The organism is Arthrobacter sp. AD-310 (assembly GCF_054656615.1).
In genome coordinates this window covers 26,596-45,028 of sequence record NZ_BAAHNO010000024.1, presented here as the reverse complement: position 1 = coordinate 45,028, position 18,433 = coordinate 26,596, and the positions used below count along the sequence as shown (strand labels likewise).

18 protein-coding genes are annotated in these 18,433 nt (G+C 66.0%); 5 read left to right on the top strand and 13 right to left on the bottom strand.

Features of this window, described 5'->3' with window-relative positions; translation table 11 throughout:
• The 11 genes from ACYQ1Z_RS14840 to ACYQ1Z_RS14790 all read right to left on the bottom strand — a co-directional run bounded on the left by ACYQ1Z_RS14840 (position 1) and on the right by ACYQ1Z_RS14790 (position 12,038).
• Complete coding sequence (locus ACYQ1Z_RS14840; protein ID WP_459793327.1) at positions 1–1,314, bottom strand: thymidine phosphorylase; 1,314 nt, start codon at positions 1,312–1,314, stop codon at positions 1–3.
• Between the two features lie 11 nt (positions 1,315–1,325).
• Positions 1,326–1,742 carry a cytidine deaminase gene (locus ACYQ1Z_RS14835; RefSeq protein WP_459793316.1) on the bottom strand — a complete coding sequence of 139 codons (417 nt, stop codon included), beginning with the start codon at positions 1,740–1,742 and terminating at the stop codon, positions 1,326–1,328.
• Positions 1,739–3,058, bottom strand: a complete 1,320-nt coding sequence (locus ACYQ1Z_RS14830) for an ABC transporter permease (protein WP_459793315.1) — start codon at positions 3,056–3,058, stop codon at positions 1,739–1,741. The genes ACYQ1Z_RS14835 and ACYQ1Z_RS14830 overlap by 4 nt, the downstream gene beginning before the upstream one ends.
• A complete protein-coding gene (locus ACYQ1Z_RS14825) occupies positions 3,055–4,440 on the bottom strand; it encodes an ABC transporter permease (RefSeq protein WP_459793314.1) in 1,386 nt (461 codons plus the stop codon). The genes ACYQ1Z_RS14830 and ACYQ1Z_RS14825 overlap by 4 nt, the downstream gene beginning before the upstream one ends.
• The gene (locus tag ACYQ1Z_RS14820) at positions 4,433–6,007 is read right to left on the bottom strand and encodes an ABC transporter ATP-binding protein (protein ID WP_459793313.1); all 1,575 of its coding nucleotides are present in this window, start codon (positions 6,005–6,007) and stop codon (positions 4,433–4,435) included. Before ACYQ1Z_RS14820 ends, ACYQ1Z_RS14825 begins: the two co-directional genes overlap by 8 nt.
• A gap of 179 nt (positions 6,008–6,186) precedes the next feature.
• Positions 6,187–7,293: a BMP family lipoprotein gene (locus tag ACYQ1Z_RS14815; RefSeq protein ID WP_459793312.1), complete on the bottom strand. Its 1,107-nt coding sequence runs from the start codon at positions 7,291–7,293 to the stop codon at positions 6,187–6,189.
• A 250-nt stretch (positions 7,294–7,543) separates the two neighbouring features.
• The gene (locus tag ACYQ1Z_RS14810; protein WP_459793311.1) at positions 7,544–8,572 is read right to left on the bottom strand and encodes an NADP-dependent oxidoreductase; all 1,029 of its coding nucleotides are present in this window, start codon (positions 8,570–8,572) and stop codon (positions 7,544–7,546) included.
• Positions 8,569–9,000, bottom strand: coding sequence for an organic hydroperoxide resistance protein (locus ACYQ1Z_RS14805; RefSeq protein ID WP_459793310.1), 432 nt, complete (start codon positions 8,998–9,000; stop codon positions 8,569–8,571). Before ACYQ1Z_RS14805 ends, ACYQ1Z_RS14810 begins: the two co-directional genes overlap by 4 nt.
• A gap of 42 nt (positions 9,001–9,042) precedes the next feature.
• Complete coding sequence (locus tag ACYQ1Z_RS14800; RefSeq protein WP_459793309.1) at positions 9,043–9,477, bottom strand: MarR family winged helix-turn-helix transcriptional regulator; 435 nt, start codon at positions 9,475–9,477, stop codon at positions 9,043–9,045.
• A gap of 128 nt (positions 9,478–9,605) precedes the next feature.
• Positions 9,606–10,805: an amidohydrolase gene (locus ACYQ1Z_RS14795; RefSeq protein WP_459793308.1), complete on the bottom strand. Its 1,200-nt coding sequence runs from the start codon at positions 10,803–10,805 to the stop codon at positions 9,606–9,608.
• Positions 10,806–10,904: 99 nt separating this feature from the next.
• Positions 10,905–12,038 carry a mannose-1-phosphate guanylyltransferase gene (locus ACYQ1Z_RS14790; protein WP_459793306.1) on the bottom strand — a complete coding sequence of 378 codons (1,134 nt, stop codon included), beginning with the start codon at positions 12,036–12,038 and terminating at the stop codon, positions 10,905–10,907.
• A gap of 280 nt (positions 12,039–12,318) precedes the next feature.
• On the opposite strand from ACYQ1Z_RS14790, the gene sdhC reads away from it, so the two are divergent.
• The 5 genes from sdhC (at position 12,319) to ACYQ1Z_RS14765 (ending at position 16,751) form a co-directional block, all read left to right on the top strand.
• Positions 12,319–12,699 carry a succinate dehydrogenase, cytochrome b556 subunit gene (gene sdhC, locus ACYQ1Z_RS14785; protein WP_015936418.1) on the top strand — a complete coding sequence of 127 codons (381 nt, stop codon included), beginning with the start codon at positions 12,319–12,321 and terminating at the stop codon, positions 12,697–12,699.
• A 3-nt stretch (positions 12,700–12,702) separates the two neighbouring features.
• Positions 12,703–13,164 carry a succinate dehydrogenase hydrophobic membrane anchor subunit gene (locus tag ACYQ1Z_RS14780; RefSeq protein WP_459793305.1) on the top strand — a complete coding sequence of 154 codons (462 nt, stop codon included), beginning with the start codon at positions 12,703–12,705 and terminating at the stop codon, positions 13,162–13,164.
• Positions 13,165–13,272: 108 nt separating this feature from the next.
• Positions 13,273–15,069 (top strand): succinate dehydrogenase flavoprotein subunit, encoded by a 1,797-nt coding sequence (gene sdhA / locus ACYQ1Z_RS14775; RefSeq protein WP_459793304.1) that lies wholly within the window; start codon positions 13,273–13,275, stop codon positions 15,067–15,069.
• Position 15,070: 1 nt separating this feature from the next.
• A complete protein-coding gene (locus ACYQ1Z_RS14770) occupies positions 15,071–15,853 on the top strand; it encodes a succinate dehydrogenase iron-sulfur subunit (protein WP_459793303.1) in 783 nt (260 codons plus the stop codon).
• Between the two features lie 121 nt (positions 15,854–15,974).
• Positions 15,975–16,751, top strand: coding sequence for an alpha/beta hydrolase family protein (locus ACYQ1Z_RS14765; RefSeq protein ID WP_459793302.1), 777 nt, complete (start codon positions 15,975–15,977; stop codon positions 16,749–16,751).
• Between the two features lie 4 nt (positions 16,752–16,755).
• Here the strand turns inward: ACYQ1Z_RS14765 and ACYQ1Z_RS14760 are convergent, their stop codons facing one another.
• Positions 16,756–17,796, bottom strand: a complete 1,041-nt coding sequence (locus ACYQ1Z_RS14760) for a YihY/virulence factor BrkB family protein (protein ID WP_459793301.1) — start codon at positions 17,794–17,796, stop codon at positions 16,756–16,758.
• Positions 17,797–17,833: 37 nt separating this feature from the next.
• The gene (locus ACYQ1Z_RS14755; RefSeq protein ID WP_459793300.1) at positions 17,834–18,430 is read right to left on the bottom strand and encodes a 2'-5' RNA ligase family protein; all 597 of its coding nucleotides are present in this window, start codon (positions 18,428–18,430) and stop codon (positions 17,834–17,836) included.
• Positions 18,431–18,433 lie beyond the last annotated feature (3 nt).

Below are 18,433 nucleotides of genomic sequence, written 5' to 3'. Positions count from 1 at the left end.
CTATGCTATTCGGTCGAGAATCAGCCGCTGCGCGGGCCGTGATCCCTCCGGCGCGATAACCACCGCGTTCTCCAGTGCTTCCCTGGCCCGGGCGAAGCGTTCGGGGGTGTCCGTGAGCAGCGTCATCAGCGGTTCGCCGGCGCGGATCACCGCTCCCGGCTTCGCATGCATCCGCACCCCGGCACCTGCCTGGACCGCGTCCTCCTTGCGTGCCCGTCCCGCTCCAAGGCGCCAGGCCGCCACACCGACGGCCAGCGCATCCAGCTCCACGAGCACCCCATCGGCAGGCGCGTAAACCACGTCGGACTCCCTGGCCACCGGCAGCGCAGCGCGGGGATCACCGCCCTGGGCCTCGATCATCCTGTTCCAGACGTCCATGGCCCGTCCGTCCTTGAGAGCGGCGGCGGGGTCGGCGTCCTGCACTCCGGCGGCGGCGAGCATCTCTTCGGCGAGCCGGACGGTCAGCTCGACCACGTCGTCGGGGCCGCCACCGGCCAGCACTTCGACGGACTCCTCCACCTCGATGGCGTTGCCTGCGGTGAGGCCCAGCGGGGTGGCCATGTTAGTCAGCAGGGCCACGGTGTTGACGCCTGCGTCCTTGCCCAGGGCCACCATGGTTTCGGCGAGTTCCCGGGCGGACGCTTCGTCCTTCATGAACGCGCCGCTGCCCACCTTGACGTCCAGGACGAGCGAGCCGGTGCCTTCGGCGATCTTCTTGCTCATGATGGACGAGGCGATCAGCGGTATGGCCTCGACGGTTCCGGTGACGTCCCGGAGTGCGTAGAGCTTCTTGTCCGCCGGCGCCAGGCCCGCGCCCGCGGCGCAGATCACGGCTCCCACGTCCTGCAGCTGGGCGAGCATCTCATCGTTGCTGAGGTTGGCGCGCCAGCCCGGGATGGATTCGAGCTTGTCCAGTGTCCCGCCGGTGTGTCCCAGCCCGCGGCCGGAGAGCTGCGGTACGGCGACGCCGAACACGGCCACCAGCGGCGCCAGCGGCAGGGTGATCTTGTCCCCCACCCCGCCGGTGGAGTGCTTGTCCGAAGTGTATTTCAGGCCGCCGTCGGGCCTGCGGAGGCTGGAGAAGTCCATGGTTTCCCCGGAAGCGATCATGGCCGCCGTCCAGCGGGCAATTTCGGCGCGGTTCATGCCGTTGAGGAGGATCGCCATGTTCAGGGCTGCCATCTGCTCGTCGGCGATGGCTCCCCGGGTGTAGGCGTCGATGGTCCAGTCGATCTGTTCCGGGCTCAGGGTGCCCTTGTCCCGCTTTGTGCGGATGATGTCCACGGCGTCGAAGGCTTCGGCCTTGTTGTCCATTGCGCTCTCTGTCACCGGTTCTCCTCCAGGTGTTCGGGACCGAAGGCGTCGGGCAGCACCTGGTCCATGGTCTTAACGCCCGCGGCGGTCATGAGTTCCATGTCCGGGGCGCGGAATTCGTACAGCAGCTGCCGGCACCGTCCGCACGGCATCAGGATGGCGCCGCTTCCATCCACGCAATAGAAGGCCCGCAGCAGTCCGCCGCCGGTCATCTGCAGGTTGCCCACCAGGGTGCACTCGGCGCACATGGTCAGGCCGAAGCTGGCGTTCTCCACGTTGCAGCCGCTGACGATCCGGCCGTCCCCGGTGAGGGCGGCAGCCCCCACCGGGAATTTCGAATACGGGGCGTAGGCGTTGCGCATGGCGGCGACGGCGGCTGCTTCCAGCGCCTGCCAGTCCACTTGGGGTGCAGGTTCCACGCCCGTCATCCCTTGACGTACGGGATGCCGCTGGCGGCCGGTCCCCTGGACTTGCCTACCAGCCCGGCCACGGCGAGGACGGTCACCAGGTACGGCAGCATGGCCATGAACTGGCTGGGGACCGGGGTGCCGATGATTGTCACGATGCTTTGCAGGTTGTCCGCGAACCCGAAGAGCAGTGCTGCGAAGAACGCGCCGATGGGGTTCCACCGGCCGAAGATCAGCGCGGCGAGCGCGATGAAGCCACGGCCGCCGGAGATTTCCTTGGTGAAGCTGTCGATGGCCACGAGGGTGAAGAACGAACCGCCGATACCGGCCACGGCCCCGCCCAGGGTGACGTTCCAGAAACGCGTGGCGTTGACGTTGATGCCCAGCGTGTCCGCGGCCTGGGGGTGTTCGCCAACGGCGCGCACCCGCAGGCCCCACCGGGTCTTGAACAGGCCCACCCAGACCACCAGCACTGCAATGTACATCAGGTAGCCCACAAGGGTCTGCCGGAAGAGGATGGGTCCGATGATGGGAATGCTGGACAGGACGGGGATCTCGATCGCGTCGAGGCCCGGCGGTGAGTTGTACCGGTCGCTGTCCTCCTGCATGACGGTGCTGAAAAGGAAGCCGGTGACGCCGGAGACGAGTACGTTGAGGACGACGCCGACGATGATCTGGTTGACCAGGTATTTGATGCTGAACACGGCCAGGACCATGGAGACGACCGCTCCGGCAACTGCCGCGGCCGCCAGTCCGATGAACGGGTTCTGCGTCATGCTGGCAACAATGGCAGCGGTGAAGGCGCCGCCGAGCAGTTGCCCCTCGATGGCAATGTTGACCACGCCCACGCGTTCACAGAGGACGCCGGACAGCGAGCCGAACACGAGCGGCACGGCAAGGGTGACCGAGCCGGCGATCAGGCCGGCCAGTGAGATGCTCGGGGTGCGGGCGCCGCCCACCACCCAGATCAGGAACGCGGCTACGAACAGGACGATGAACGTCACGGTAAGCCAGCCGGGCGCCGGGCGCCCTTTTGTCTTCAGGTAGACGGCGTACGCGGCGAGCCCCAGCAGCAGGACGGACAGGACGATGCCCGCGGTTTGGGCGTGCACGGCGACCGCGGGCAGCTGGAAGAAGTCCTCGCCGGTGGAGATGCCGAAGCTTGCGGTCTGGCCGGGCGCCAGGAGTCCGAAAAAGACCAGGGAAACCACCGCGAAGGCGGCCAGCAGGACGGGGGTCTTCCAGCCCACCGGTTTGGCCGTGATGTTCGCTGCGCCCGGGTCCGTTCCCGCGGGGCGCGGCATTCCCGGTTTGGGGGATGAAACTGTTGTGCTCATGCTGCACCTCCGGTAGTGGCTGCCTGCCGGGACTTGGCGGCGCGGGCGGGCTTCCTGCGCCGCGGGTTCAGGCCGAAGACCGCGCGCACCAGGGGCGGCGCGGCGATGAACAGGACGATCAGGGACTGGACCACCAGGACGATATCGATGGGGGTGCCGGTCTGGATCTGCATCTGGACGGCTCCGGCGCGGAAGGCGCCGAACAGGAGGCCTGCAGCAAACGTCCCCCACGGCGTCGAACGCCCCAGCAGCGCCACGGTGATGGCATCGAAGCCGTAGGTGGCGGCGACGCCGTCAGTGAGGACCTTCTCGGTGCCCGCCACCTGGGCGACGCCGGACATGCCGGCCAGGGCACCGGCCAGAGCCATGACCAGGATGGTGGAGCGGGAAACGTTGATGCCGGCGGTCTGCGCGGCCTTGGGGTTGGCGCCCACTGCCCGGAACTCAAAGCCCACGGTGGAGCGGTTGAGCAGCCACCACACCAGGACGGTGGCGCCGATGGCCAAAATGAAGCCAAGGTGGAGCCGGTACTGGGTGCCGAATATCTGCGGGTAGACGGCGGTGGGGTCCAGGATGGGCGAAATGGGGTTCGACTCCCCCGGCCGCTGGAACGCCGGAGTGTTCATCAGGTACCGCAGGAAGTACAGCGCGATGTAGTTGAACATGATGGTGAGGATGACCTCATGCGCGCCGGTGCGCGCCTTGAGCACGCCCACCAGACCGCCCCAAAGGGCGCCGCCGACGATGCCCGCCACAAGGACCAGCAGCAGGTGCAGGCCAAAGGGCAGGTGCAGCGCGAAGCCCACCCAGGCGGCCAGGATGCCTGCCACGATGATCTGTCCCTGTGCGCCGATGTTGAACAGGCCCGCGCGGAACGCCAAGGCTACACCCAGGCCGGCCGTGATGAGCGGGGTGGCGATGGTGAGTGTTTCCATGAACGGCGCGAACTGGGCCGCGACGCTGTTGCCGCGGGGGTTGAACACCGAGCCCTGGAAGAGCGCCACGTAGGAGCGCGTGGCGGCATCCCAGACCGCGGACAGGAAGTCGGTGGGCCGGGCAAGGAAATACGTCGAAGTGGTGGCCACCCGGGCGTCCGTGCTGGCGATCAGCAGGCCGCCGATGATGAGGGCCAGCAGCACGGCCAGGACCGACACCAGGCCGCTGCCCGTGAAGATCCGGCGCAGCAGGGTGTCCGGGCCGCCCGGCAGCTTCCCGCTTTGGGCGGTGGCGGGAACGGCAGACGGTTCCATCGCACCGCCGGCGGTGTCAACGGCAACGACGGCGGCGGTTTCCTCTTCGGCGGGGCTGGGCTGGTGCCCCTTGTCCGGGTGCGCGCCGGGTTGACCGGCGGCCGTGTGCTTGGGGGGAAGCTTGTCAGACATGATCGTCTCCCTCGGCGTCGGAGGTGGAAGCCGTGCGGGTGCCGGCCTGCTGGGGGTGTGCGTGTTCTTCGGGCGGGATGCCGGCCATCATGAGGCCCGGGACGTCCCTGCTGGTGCCTGCCGGAACAACGCCCACCAGCTTGCCTTTGTAGAGCACGGCGATGCGGTCGGCCAGTTCCATCACCTCATCGAGCTCAGTGGAGATGATCATCACCGGCGTGCCCTGGTCGCGCTCGGCGACAATGCGCCGGTGCAGGAACTCGATCGACCCGACGTCGACGCCGCGGGTTGGCTGGGAAGCGATGAAAAGCCGCAGGGGCCGCGAGAGCTCCCGGGCCATCACAACCTTCTGCTGGTTGCCGCCGGACAGAGTGCCCGCCGCCGCGGCGGCGGACGGGGTCCGGACGTCGAACTCTCCGATGCGCGCCTTGGCGTTTTCCATGATTTTCGCCGGGCTCATGCTGATGCCTTTTGCGAAGGGCGGTTTGTCATACAGGTCCAGCACCAGGTTCTCCGCCACGGAGAAGGTGCCTACCAGGCCGTCCACCTTACGGTCTTCGGGCACAAAACCGACGCCGGCCCGCAGGACTTCCTTGACGGACCGGCCCAGCAGTTCCTTGCCGTCCAGAGTGACGGATCCGGAGACGCGTTCCTGGAGCCCCAGGATGGCTTCGGTCAGTTCGGTCTGGCCGTTGCCCTGGACCCCGGCGATGGCGAGGATCTCGCCGCGGGCAATGTCGAAGCTGATCCCGTCCACCACGTGCTGCCCGTTGGGGGCGATCACCGTGAGGTCCCGGACCTCGAAGGTTTTTTCCTGTGGCTTGGCAGGTTCCTTGTCCAGGTTCAAACTCACCGCGCGGCCCACCATCATGGAGGCGAGTTCCGTGGTGGGGGCGGTGGGGTCAGCCGAGCCCACCACCTTGCCGCGCCGGATGACGGTGATGGTGTCCGAGACTTCCTTCACTTCGCGGAGCTTGTGCGAAATGAAGACGATGGACGTGCCGCCTGCCTTGAGCTGGCGCATAATGTCCAGGAGTTCGTCGGTTTCCTGCGGCGTGAGCACTGCGGTGGGCTCGTCAAGGATGAGCACGTTGGCGTTGCGGACCAGGGCCTTGATGATCTCCACGCGCTGCTGGACGCCGACGGGAAGGTCCTCCACCAGGGCGTCCGGATCGACGTCGAACCCGTACTGGTCGGAGATTTCCTTGATCCGCCGGCGGGTTTCGTCCAGGTTCAGGAAGCCAGCGGCCTTGGTGGGTTCCGCACCGAGGGCCACGTTCTCCGCAACCGTGAACACCGGTACCAGCATGAAGTGCTGGTGCACCATGCCGATGCCCGCGGCCATGGCGTCACCCGGGCCGCGGAAAGCGACCGGTTTGTCGTCGATCAGGATTTCGCCTTCTGTGGGCTCGTACAGCCCGTACAGCACGTTCATAAGGGTGGATTTGCCGGCCCCGTTTTCGCCGAGGAGGCAGTGGATTTGTCCGGGTTCAACCACCACGTCGATGTGGTCGTTGGCGAGCAGGGTGCCAAAGCGTTTGGTGATTCCTCTGAGTTCAAGTTTCAAAACTCTGACCAATCTCGAAGCGTCCAGTGATCCACCGGACGGGATATATGGCTGCAGCTACAGCCTAGTGGCTGCAGCCCGGGGATGAGCGGGCGGCCGGCCCGGAAATGCGGGCCAGCAAAAAGCGCCACCGCCCGGCCGGTCATCGACCGGGCCGGGCGGTGGCGCTTAGCGCAGAATCAGGCCTTCGGGCTTGCCTTGGACTCAACCTTGAGCAAGCCGTCAACAATGTCCTTCTTGATCTGTTCCAGCTCGGTTTTCAGTTCGGCCGGGACCTGGGAATCGAGATCGTGGAAGGGAGCCAGCTGGACGCCGTCGTTTGCGAGGGTGCCCACGTACGGCGTGTTGTTGAAGTTGCCGTCCTTGTCATCCTTGACCACGGATTCCACGGCCTCGCCCATGAGCTTCATGACGGAGGACAGCATGATGCCCTTGTAGTCGGGAGCCGTGAGGTAACCGTCGGAATCGACCCAGATGAGTTTGACGTCCTTGCCGGCAGCCTTGGCATCGTTCAGCGCCGCTCCCGCGCCCTTGCCCACCGGTCCGGCGACCGGCATCACGATGTCGGCGCCCTGGTCCAGGAAGTTCTGGGTGACCTGCTTGCCGACGTCCTGCTTTTCGAAGTCGCCGGTGAAGGTGCCGTCCTGGGCGTCCTTGTTCCAGCCAAGGAGCTTGACGTCCTTGCCCTTCTGCTCGTTGTAGTACTTCACGCCGTCCGCGTAGCCGTCCATGAAGATGGTCACGGTGGGGATGTTCATGCCGCCGAAGGTGGCGACCGTTCCGGTTTTGGTGGTTCCGGCGGCGAGGTAGCCGGCCAGGAATGCGGCCTGGGCGGTGTCGTAGATGATCGGCTTGACGTTGCTGACGGGGGTCTCGTAGGCGAAGTCGACGATCGCGAAGTGGCTGTCCGGGTTGGCCTCCGCCTGCTTCTTGGTGGCGTCACCGAGCAGGAAGCCCACGGTCACGGTGAGGTCGCAGCCGGCGGTGACCATGGCACGCAGGTTGGGTTCGAAGTCGTTGTTGGTTTTGGACTCAACCTGGTTGACCTTGATGCCGAGGTCGGCCTCAGCCTTCTTCAGCCCCTCGTAGGAGGACTGGTTGAAGGACTGGTCGTCGAACCCGCCGGAGTCGGAAACGATGCAGCCGGTGTAGTCGCTGGCACCGGCGGTGGAGCCGCTGCCGGCTTCCGGAGGCGCGCCGCAGCCGGCCAGGACGAGCGCTGTGGCACCCATGGTGGCCAGGCCGGCAACTGAACCGCGCTTGAGGTGTGCACGCAGTGATGTCATCAAGATTCCTCCAGGATGAGAAAGAGTGGCGCTGCGGCTCGAATTCAATGAGTGTCCGTTTCTGCACTGAAATTCTGTTGTCACTGAGGGCCCGCAGCACTGCGCCGGAGCGCACTGATGCGACCCACTTTAGTGGCCTGCGCCACGTCCCAGTAGCACACCGGGACCTGATCCGGGAGATCGTTTACAAGTTGTTACCAATGAGTAGGGGATGCGCCGGGCGGCACCCCCTACCCGGCATGAGCGGGCACTAGAGCCGGACGAGCATTTTTCCGGTGTTGGCGCCGTCAAGGAGGTCCATGAACGCCTGCGGTGCATTCTCGAGTCCGTCCACGATCGTTTCGTCGTATCGCACCGTTCCGTCGGCGAGCCAGCCGGCCATCCGTTCCGCGAACTCGGCGGCATGCTGCCTCTGCCCGCCGACCAGGAAACCCCGGAGGGTGAGCTGCTTGCCGATGGCCAGCATCAGGTTGCGGGGCGCCGGAGTGGGCTCCGTGGAGTTGTATTGGGCGATGGCCCCGCACATGGCCACGCGGCCGCCGACGTTCAGGACGGACAGCGCAGCCTCCAGGTGTTCGCCGCCCACGTTGTCGAAGTACACGTCGATTCCGGCGCTGCCGGCTGCCTCTTCGAGCTGTTTGCGGACAGGCCCGTCGTGGTAGTCGAAGGCGGCGTCGAAGCCGAGCTCGCGGAGCCTGGCCACCTTTGCAGGCGAGCCGGCGGAACCGATGACGCGGGACGCACCCATGGCCTTGGCGATCTGGCCCACGAGCGAGCCCACGGCGCCGGCCGCACCGGAAACGAAGACCGCATCGCCGGGGGTGAATCCGGCAACCTTGAGCAGGCCCGCGTAGGCGGTAAGCCCGGTCATGCCGAGGGCTCCCAGGAAGGCGGAGGCGGGTGCCAGTCCAGTGCGGGCAGGAGTGGCAGCCGCGGCGTCCACCACGGCGTATTCACGCCAACCGAGGGAATGAACGACGACGTCCCCTTCCTGGTGAGCGCCGGAACGGGACGCGATGACCTCGCCTACCGCGCCGCCGTCGAGCGCCTTGTCCAGGGCAAAAGGCGCGGAGTAGGACTTGGCGTCGTTCATGCGTCCGCGCATGTAGGGGTCCACTGAGATGTAGAGGTTCCGGACCAGGATCTGGCCGTCGCCCAGCTCAGGCAGGGGTGACTCGGCGAGCCGGAAGTTCTCCGGGACCGGCCGGCCGACCGGGCGGGAGGCGAGCTGGATTTCGCGGGTCGAGGTGGGCAGTGCGGTTGAGGGTACGCGGCTCATGCTGCGTACCCCAAGACCTTGATGTCGACGCTGATGTTGCCGCGGGTGGCGTTGGAATAGGGGCAGACCTGGTGCGCCTTGGCCACCAGCGCCTCTGCGGTCGCCAGGTCCAGCGCGGGCAACGCAACTTCCAGTTCGGCCGCGATCCCGAAGCCAGCCTCCCCGTCGAGCCGCCCCAGGTGGATCTTGGCGGCGACGGCGGAGTCGGTCAGGTCCGCGCGTTCTTTCCGCGCTACCAGGCGCAGGGCGGAGTGGAAGCAGGCAGCATAGCCGGCGGCAAAGAGCTGCTCGGGGTTGGTGCCCTGGCCGTCACCGCCGAGTTCGACGGGACTGGCAAGGTTGACCTCGAGCTGCCCGTCGCTGGTGCGTGCGGTGCCGTCGCGGCCGTCGCCGGAAGCAAGGGCCTCTGCCGTGTAAAGGGGCTTCATGGAATATCCGTTCTCTTGGAATCTGTAGGGACGGGGCGGGGGTCAGACCGCGTTGTGCAGGGCGGCCGTAAGCTTGCCGAGCGTCTGACGCAGCTGCTCAAGCTCCGCGGCGGACAAGCCAGCCGCGTCCGCGAGCCGCTGCGGAATGGCCGCAGCCTTTCCGCTAAGGCTGCTTCCCGCCGGGGTCAGGTGGATGGCGACCCGGCGTTCGTCCTGTCCGGACCGGCGCCGCTCTACGAGGCCGAGGGCTTCGAGCCGTTTCAGCAGGGGCGAGAGAGTACCGGAATCGAGGCCGAGTTCAGCACCCAGTTCTTTCACGCCGCGCGGCTCGCTCTCCCACAGCACCAGCATCACCAGGTACTGGGGGTAGGTGAGGCCGAGGTCGTCGAGGACAGGACGGTAGACGGCGGTGGCCGCCCGCGAGGCGGAATAAAGCGCAAAACAGACCTGGCGGTCCAGGCGCGGGGCTTCACTCATGGGAAATACAATAGTTCACAACTAAATTGTGCACAACTTAGTTGGCTGCTGGTGTCCCTGCCGGGAACGCGGAAAGGCCCGACGCCGGCACTTTCGCAAGTGCCGGCGTCGGGCCTTTCCTCCGGGTGCTAGAGGTCGCGGATCGTGCGCAGGGCCGCCGCGGTGAGGACCCGGATGCCGTGGCCCAGGGCCCGCTCATCCAGGATGTAGTCGCCGCGGTGGAGGTCGTATTCCTCCCCGCCGGGGGTCTTGGTGCCCAGCCGCATCATGGCACCGGGCAGTTCCGCCAGGAACCAGGCGAAGTCTTCACCGCCCATCGATTGCGGGGTGAGGACCACTGCACTTTCACCGATTTCGGCGCGGGCGGCAGCTTCGATGATGGCGGTCTCGTGTTCGGAGTTCACCACCGGCGGCACGCCGCGGGTGTGCTCGAGCTTCACGTCCACGCCGTAGGGCGCGGCCACCTGGTGGACTACCTCATCCAGGAGCTCACCCGCTGCGTGCCAGGCGTCGCGGTCCAGGCAGCGCATGGTGCCGGCCATGTACCCGACGCCGGGAATCGCATTGGGTGCCGAACCTGCCGAGATTTGTCCCCACACCACGGAGACGCCGCTGCGGACGTCGACGCGGCGGGACAGCACGGCGGGTACGTTCACGGCGATCTGGGCCAGCGCGAACACCAGGTCCTCGGTCAGGTGGGGGCGGGAGGTGTGGCCGCCGCGGCCGGACAGCTCGATCCGGATGGTGTCCGACGCGGAGGTGATGGCGCCGATGCGCGTGCCGATCTTGCCCACTTCGATCCGGGGGTCGCAGTGCAGGGCCAGGATGCGGGGCACGCCTTCCAGGACTCCCTGCTCGATGCAGGAGTGGGCGCCGCCGGGCATGGTTTCCTCGGCGGGCTGGAAGATGATGCGCACCGTTGCCCCGAGCGGCTCCTCCTGGTGCATCCGGTGCAGGACCAGGGCAATGCCGAGCATGGTGGTAGTGTGCACGTCGTGGCCGCAGGCGTGCGTGACGCCGTGATTTTTCGAGGCGAACGGCAGGCCGGTTTCCTCGATGATGGGCAGCGCGTCGATGTCACCACGCAGGGCGGTGGCGATGGGGCCCTCCCCGACATCCACTGTCAGGCCGGTGCCCTCGAGGCGGCGCGGGCTCAGGCCCGCCGCTTCCAGGCGCTCAGCGAGCTTGTCAGTGGTGCGGAATTCCTTGAACGACAGTTCCGGGTGCGCATGCAGGTCCCTGCGGAAGTCGATCAGTTCCGGCAGGAGCGGCTCGAGCCACGGTGATACCAGGGCGGTCGGCTCAGCTTCAGTAGTGTAATTGCGCACTGAATCACTCTAGCGAGGATGGCGGCGATAGCGGCCATCACTGTTGCCGCGTTACATCCCGGGCACCGATTGGGTCCCGGGATGTAACGGAAGCTGCAATTAAAGGACGTCGGTGTCGCCGCTGGCCTTCAGGGCGTCAACGGCCGCTTTGACCCGCTGAGAATTGGCCATGGTGGTGACCAGCAGCGCGTCCGGGGTGTCCACGATGACGACATCCTCGATCCCGATCAGGGCGATGACGCGCTTGGTGTCCGTGACCACCACGCCGCTGGAGTTTTCGGTGAAGACGCGGGCGCCTTCACCGAGCACGGTGACGTCGTCCACTTCGCGGGCCGAGTTGAGCCGCCCCACTGAAGCGAAATCGCCAACATCATCCCAGCGGAAGGCCCCGGGAACGACGGCGACGTCCCCGGCTTCGGCAGCCGGTTCGGCAACAGCGTAGTCAATGGCGATCTTCGGCAGGGTGGGCCACACCCGGGCCGTGACCTCATCGCGGCGCGGGGTGTCCCAGGCGCGGGCGATCTCCTGGAGGCCCTGGAACAGTTCAGGCTGGTTGGCTTCCAGGTGCTTGAGCAGCAGTGCCACCGGAGCGACGAACATGCCGGCGTTCCATACATAGTTGCCGCTGTCCACGTACTGCTGTGCCACGACCTCGTCGGGCTTTTCGACGAACTCCACCACGTCCTGGGCGCTGGGCGCACCTTCGATGTGGAGGTCCTGGCCGGAGCGGATGTACCCGAACCCGGTGGACGGGTGGGTGGGCTTGATGCCGATAGTCACGATCTTGCCGGCCGCCGCGGTGTGGATGGCTTCCCGCACAGCCTGCTGGAACAGGTCGTCGGGGCTGATCACCTGGTCCGCCGCGAAGGAACCCATGATGGTGCCGGGATCGCGCTCATGCAGGATTGCCGCGGCCAGGCCGATGGCGGCAGCGGAGTCCTTGGGCTCGGACTCGAGGACCAGGTCCGACTCCTTGACTTCGGGGAGCTGGCGGCACACGGCATCGCGGTGGGCTTTGCCCGTGACAACCAGCATCCGCTCCCCCGCCAGGGGGTGCAGCCGGTCATAGGTTGCGCGCAGCAGCGTGCTGCCCGAACCCGTGAGGTCGTGGAGGAACTTGGGAGCTGCGGCTCGTGACAGGGGCCAGAGGCGGGTCCCCACGCCGCCGGCCGGGATCACCGCGATGAAGCGGTCAAGGGGTGATGCCGGGGTTGTCACTTTGTCTGTACTCATCACGGCCTACTTTAGCCGAACGGACGGAACGGGCTCCCTTCCCCTACTACGGGACGGCGCTCCCCACGGACAACGTGTGCAGCGTCCGGGGCAAGGCTTTGTGGTGTTTGTCTCAAAATTTTGGGAAATCCGCGCCACTGCTGGGCACCAAGGAGTTCCTAAATTGAATAAGCTGTTAGCTGAGCCTAGATTTAGGCCTGAGCTACGAGTGCTCTCGCAGCAGGCGTTCCCCCAGCGTGGATCTCATGCCAGCGCCGCTGTATTGCAGGGAGGTTTATCAGTGCCGACAAAACCAGCTGGCACCTTGTACCGCGGCCGTGAAGGTATGTGGTCTTGGGTAGGACACCGAATTACCGGTGTAGTGATCTTTTTCTTCTTGTTGGTCCACGTTTTGGACACCTCCTTGGTGCGTGTGTCACCCGAGGCTTACACCGCCGTGATCGGTGCGTACAAGAATCCCCTGATGGCCCTTGGTGAGACCGGCCTTGTTGCCGCCATCGTCTTCCACGCCTTCAACGGCCTGCGGATCATCGCGGTCGACTTCTGGAAGAAGGGCGCCAAGTACCAGCGCCAGATGCTGTGGGCAGTCCTGGGCCTTTGGGTCGTGACCATGGTCGCCTTCTCCATCCGCCACCTGTCCCTCGCCCTCGGAGGTCACTAAGCAATGAGTGCAACGATCGAGAGCCCCCGCAGCGGGCGGATCGCCCCCCAGTACCGCCGCCACGGCAGTTCCCGGGGCAACTTCGAAATGATCGCCTGGCTGTTTATGCGCCTGTCCGGCGTGGTTTTGGTGGTCCTCATCTTCGGCCACCTCTTCGTGAACCTGATGGTGGGCGAAGGCATCCACGCCATCGACTTCGGCTTCGTCGCCGGCAAGTGGGCCGACCCGTTCTGGCAGTTCTGGGACCTGGCGATGCTGTGGCTGGCCATGCTGCACGGCACCAACGGCGTCCGCACCATCATTAACGACTACGCCGAAAAGGACACCACCCGCCGCTGGCTGAAGACGGTCCTCTACTCGGCCACCGTGGTCATCATCGTCCTGGGCACCCTGGTGATCTTCACCTTCGATCCGTGCCCCGTGGTTGACGGCGTTCCCCTGCCCGGCGGATTCTGCCCTGCCTAGCACCAGCAACATCCCGGGCCCGCGGGCTTTTCCGCGGGCCCTGTTTTGCGGAGCAGGCTCGGCCGCCCCGCTGTTCGATAGAGAATTTTGAGAGAAAGAGCATCCGGTATGCAGGTCCATAAGTACGACGTCGTCATCGTCGGTGCCGGTGGCGCTGGCATGCGCGCCGCGATCGAATCCGGTCAGCGTGCGCGCACCGCAGTACTGACCAAGCTCTACCCCACCCGCTCGCACACCGGTGCGGCGCAGGGTGGCATGTGTGCAGCCCTTGCCAACGTCGAGGAAGACAACTGGGAGTGGCACACGTTCGACACCGTCAAGGGCGGCGACTACCTGGTTGACCAGGACGCGGCCGAGGTCATGGCCAAGGAAGCCATCGACGCCGTGCTTGACCTGGAAAAGATGGGCCTGCCGTTCAACCGCACGCCTGAGGGCCGCATCGACCAGCGCCGCTTCGGCGGCCACACCCGCGACCACGGCAAGGCACCGGTCCGCCGTGCATGCTACGCCGCCGACCGCACCGGCCACATGATCCTGCAGACGCTGTACCAAAACTGCGTCAAGCACAACGTTGAGTTCTACAACGAGTACTACGTCCTGGACCTGCTGACGGTCGAAGAGGACGCAGTCCGCGAGGACGGCACCCCGTACAAGCAGAAGCGCGTTGCCGGCGTCGTCTCGTACGACCTCGCCTCCGGTGAGCTGCACGTCTTCCAGGCCAAGTCCGTGGTGTTCGCCTCCGGCGGCGCGGGCAAGGTCTTCAAGACCACCTCCAACGCCCACACCCTCACCGGTGACGGCATGGGCATCGCCTTCCGCCGCGGCATTCCGCTGGAGGACATGGAATTCTTCCAGTTCCACCCGACCGGCCTCGCCGGGCTCGGCATCCTCCTGTCCGAGGCCGCCCGCGGTGAAGGCGCCATCCTGCGCAACTCGGACGGTGAGCGCTTCATGGAGCGCTACGCCCCCACCATCAAGGACCTGGCACCGCGTGACATCGTCGCCCGGTCCATGGCCAACGAGGTCCGTGAAGGCCGCGGCTGCGGCCCGAACAAGGACTACGTGCTCCTGGACCTGACCCACCTGGAGCCGGCGCACATCGACGCCAAGCTCCCGGACATCACGGAATTCGCACGCACCTACCTGGGTGTCGAGCCCTACACCGAGCCGGTCCCCGTGTTCCCGACTGCCCACTACGCCATGGGCGGCATCCCCACGAACATCGAAACCGAAGTCCTCCAGGACAACGACACCGTCATCCCCGGCCTGTTCGCCGCCGGAGAGGTTGCCTGCGTGTCCGTCCACGGCTCCAACCGCCTGGGCACCAACTCCCTGCTGGACATCAACGTGTTCGGCAAGCGCGCCGGCGTCGCCGCCGCGGAATACGCAAAGACCGCGCAGTTCGTTGAACTGCCGGAGAACCCCACCGCGTACACCACCGAACTGCTGGACATCGCCCGCAACGGCACCGGTGACGAAAAGGTGGCCCAGATCCGCAAGGAACTGCAGGACACCATGGACGCCAACATGCAGGTGTTCCGCACCGCAGAAACGCTGAACCAGGTTCTGCGCGACATCGCGTCCTTCGAGGAGCGGTACAAGCGCATCAACGTCCAGGACAAGGGGAAGCGCTTCAACCTGGACCTGCTCGAAGCCGTTGAGCTCGGCTTCCTGCTGGAACTGGCGAAGGTGATGACCGTGGCGGCCCTGCATCGCGAGGAATCCCGCGGCGGACACTTCCGCGAGGACTTCCCGGACCGTGACGACGAGAAATTTATGAAGCACTCCATGGCGTACAAGGACGACCAGGCTCCCGCGGGATCGGCAGAATCCATTGCCGGCATCCGCCTGGACACCAAGCCGGTTGTCTTTACCCGCTACGAGCCGATGGTGAGGAAGTACTAAGATGACCGCTGAAATCGCTGAGCCAGCCTCAAAGATTGAACTGCCTGCCGGCGTCGGCGGTGGCGGCGAAATCCCCACGTTCGATGTGCACATGCGCGTCCGCCGGTACAACCCGGAGGTCTCGGACGACGCAACGTGGGACGACTTCCACCTCACCATGTACGGCACGGACCGTGTCCTGGATGCCCTGCACAAGGTCAAGTGGGAGATGGACGGCAGCCTGTCCTTCCGCCGCTCCTGCGCCCACGGTGTGTGCGGTTCCGACGCCATGCGCATCAACGGCCGCAACCGCCTTGCCTGCAAGACCCTGCTGAAGGACCTGGACACGTCCAAGCCCATCACGGTCGAACCCATCAAGGGCCTGCCGGTGGAGAAGGACCTCATCGTGGACATGGAGCCGTTCTTCCAGTCCTACCGCGAGGTCATGCCGTTCCTCATCAACAAGGGCCACGAGCCCACCAAGGAACGCCTGCAGTCCGCCGAGGACCGCGAGCGTTTCGACGACACCACCAAGTGCATCCTGTGCGCTGCGTGCACGTCCTCCTGCCCGGTGTTCTGGACCGACGGCCAGTACTTCGGCCCGGCAGCAATCGTGAACGCCCACCGCTTCATCTTCGATTCCCGTGATGATGCCGGTGACATGCGCCTGGAGATCCTCAACGACAAGGAAGGCGTGTGGCGCTGCCGCACCACCTTCAACTGCTCCGAGGCATGCCCCCGCGGCATCCAGGTGACCCAAGCCATCGCCGAGGTCAAGCAGGCCATCCTTTCCCGCAAGATCTAAGCACGTTCAACAACAGATACAACAGCCGACGGCGTCGCTCACCTTGTACGGACAACGTACGGTGGGCGGCGCCGTCGTCATTTCCGTATCAATCCCCCGGCAATAAGAGAAAGGGGACGCCGTGTCCCGCTCCGAAAAGGTTTCCTTCACCGGCTCCACTGGAGAGCTGCTCTCCGGCATCATCGACATTCCTGAGGGTCCGGTGAAGGGCTGGGGTGTCTTCTCGCACGGCTTCACCCTGGGCAAGGACTCGCCGTCGGCGTCCCGGATGTGCAAGGCACTGGCCGACAGCGGGGTGGGCATGCTGCGCTTCGACAACCTGGGGCTGGGCGGGTCAGCCGGCGAATGGTCGGCCGGATCCTTCAGCCACAAGGTGGCGGACACGGTCAAGGCGGCCGAGTTCATGCGCAGCCAGGGCAAGGCGATCTCGCTGCTGGTCGGTCACTCCTTCGGCGGCGCGGCCGTGCTGGCTGCCGCGCGTGAGATTCCGGAGCTCGACGCCGTTGCAACGGTGGGCGCCCCGTTCTCCCCCAAGCACGTGGCCCACGTCTTCGACGCGGCCTTGGACAAGATCCTGAGCGAGGGCGCTGCGGAAGTGGACCTGGGCGGCAAACGCGTGGAGATCCGGAAGCACTTCGTGGAGGACCTTGAGAACGCCGACCTGACCGACTGCATCCGGCAGCTGCACAAGCCGCTGATGGTGCTCCACTCCCCCACCGACAACACCGTGGGGATCGAAAACGCCAGCACCATCTTCCAGACGGCCCGCCACCCCCGGAACTTCGTGTCCCTTGAGGGCAGCGACCACCTGCTGACCGGTAAGGGCCAGGCTGCCCGCGCGGGACGAATCATCGCTGCCTGGGCCGACCAGTACCTCGACGCCGGCCACCCCTCCTGACCCGTCAGGGACGGGCTGGCCTGCCAAGATCCCGGCGCCGGGCAGAGGCACCGGAATCGTGGGCCGGCACCTTGCCGGGCTGGACCTGCCGGGCACCCCACCTGGGTTTGTCGTCAGCCGACCCTGGCGCCTGCAGGTCGGCCTCCCGCACCGCGGCCCAACCGGCCGAAACCAGGTACACCTGGCTGACGAGGTTGAACCAGATCAGCAGCCCGATGATGATCGCGAAAGAGGCCAGGATAGGGTTGCGGCCGGCGCCCGCCAGCAATTCCGTGCTGAAGATCTGCAGCACTGTGGTGCCGACGGCCGCGAGGAGGGTGCCTTCCAGCAGGGCCCTTCGGGACAGTTTCAGGCCGGCCGCCAGCCGGTACATGACGAACGCCGTCACCCAGCCAAGCACAAGCGGCACCGAGATCTTGATGGAAGTGGTCAGCGGACCGGCGACGGCGTCGCTGAGCTGCAGGAAATCCGCCACCCACTGGGCCGCCGTGCCGAAGACCAGCGACGCACCCGCACTGATGACCAGGGCCACGCCCAGCAGGAGGAGGATGCCGGCGTCGCGCAGTTTCAGCACGATGGGGTTCACCAGCAGCGGAGGCAGGTCCAGTACCCCGCGGAGCCCGTCCCGGATGCCGGAGATCCAGCGCAGCGACGTGACGATCGTGACCAGTGAACCGATGACCGCGGTCCAGCCGAGCCCGTCCGGGTTGAGCATCTCCCGGGGGTCAACCAGGCCTTCACCGCCGTCCACCTTCAGGAGGCCCGGAGCGCTCTGGGCCACGCTGGTGACGATGGTGTCCAGCAGGACAGGCTGGCCGCGCAGCACCAGGCCTGCAATGGAAAACCCGGTGGTGAGCAGGCCGGTGATGGAGAAGAACATATTGAAGCCGATCCCGGCGCTCATCAGCGGCCCCCGCTGGATGCTGTAGTGCCGGAAGGCCCGCACGGGGCGCAGGACGTTGATGCGGGCACTGAGCCACTGGAACATCGCCATCAGGGCCGGGAAGGGGCTACCGCCCGACCTGCGTGCCTTGCCCCACTCCATCCGCTTCTGGATAACGGCCAGTTTCAGGCGGGCGCGCTCAGTGGGAAGAGGCTGCTGCTCCGCCTGCTTCTGCGGCTGCTTCCGCGGCTGCTTCCGCGAATCTTGTGCCGGCGTCGTTATCAGTTTCGGTCCCAAAGTCCAGCTCTTCCCGTAGCTGCCATATGCCGTCGGCATCGTGCTCGTAGAGTCCCATGCTAACCACGGGGAAGGTGGCCCTGTAGTTCTTCAGCGCCGTTTCGGCCTCGTCCAGGCTTTCGGCGGCAACATCGTGGGCGATGGTGACGTGGGGATGGTATGCGAAGGGAAGTTCACGCTGCAGCGGGCCCTGCTGCAGCCTCTCGTGCAGTTCAACACATTCGTCGAAGCCCTGCTCGACGTTGATGAAGACCACCGGCGACACAGGCCGGAACGTTCCGGTCCCGGCGATGGTCACCATAAAGGGGCTTTGCCGGCGCGCAACCTCCCGGACATGTTCACGGGTGGCCTCCCAGTCGTGGGTGGGCGTGGTTGTAACGAGCGTGATGTGCGCGGGCACCACGTACGCCAGCGGGTCGCCGAAGGACGCCCGCCAGCGCTGCAGCTCCTCGGCGATGTGAGGCGGGAACCCCAGGATGACGCCTACGCTGGAACCCATGGC

Coding starts and splice junctions, on each gene's coding strand:
- ACYQ1Z_RS14815 (WP_459793312.1), bottom strand. CDS start 7,293: ATGACATCACTGCGTGCACACCTCAAGCGCGGTTCAGTTGCCGGCCTG.
- ACYQ1Z_RS14825 (WP_459793314.1), bottom strand. CDS start 4,440: ATGTCTGACAAGCTTCCCCCCAAGCACACGGCCGCCGGTCAACCCGGC.
- ACYQ1Z_RS14755 (WP_459793300.1), bottom strand. CDS start 18,430: ATGGGTTCCAGCGTAGGCGTCATCCTGGGGTTCCCGCCTCACATCGCC.
- ACYQ1Z_RS14800 (WP_459793309.1), bottom strand. CDS start 9,477: ATGAGTGAAGCCCCGCGCCTGGACCGCCAGGTCTGTTTTGCGCTTTAT.
- ACYQ1Z_RS14810 (WP_459793311.1), bottom strand. CDS start 8,572: ATGAGCCGCGTACCCTCAACCGCACTGCCCACCTCGACCCGCGAAATC.
- ACYQ1Z_RS14780 (WP_459793305.1), top strand. CDS start 12,703: ATGAGTGCAACGATCGAGAGCCCCCGCAGCGGGCGGATCGCCCCCCAG.
- ACYQ1Z_RS14835 (WP_459793316.1), bottom strand. CDS start 1,742: ATGACGGGCGTGGAACCTGCACCCCAAGTGGACTGGCAGGCGCTGGAA.
- ACYQ1Z_RS14840 (WP_459793327.1), bottom strand. CDS start 1,314: ATGGACAACAAGGCCGAAGCCTTCGACGCCGTGGACATCATCCGCACA.
- ACYQ1Z_RS14770 (WP_459793303.1), top strand. CDS start 15,071: ATGACCGCTGAAATCGCTGAGCCAGCCTCAAAGATTGAACTGCCTGCC.
- ACYQ1Z_RS14790 (WP_459793306.1), bottom strand. CDS start 12,038: ATGAGTACAGACAAAGTGACAACCCCGGCATCACCCCTTGACCGCTTC.
- ACYQ1Z_RS14830 (WP_459793315.1), bottom strand. CDS start 3,058: ATGAGCACAACAGTTTCATCCCCCAAACCGGGAATGCCGCGCCCCGCG.
- ACYQ1Z_RS14760 (WP_459793301.1), bottom strand. CDS start 17,796: ATGGAGTGGGGCAAGGCACGCAGGTCGGGCGGTAGCCCCTTCCCGGCC.
- sdhA (WP_459793304.1), top strand. CDS start 13,273: ATGCAGGTCCATAAGTACGACGTCGTCATCGTCGGTGCCGGTGGCGCT.
- ACYQ1Z_RS14805 (WP_459793310.1), bottom strand. CDS start 9,000: ATGAAGCCCCTTTACACGGCAGAGGCCCTTGCTTCCGGCGACGGCCGC.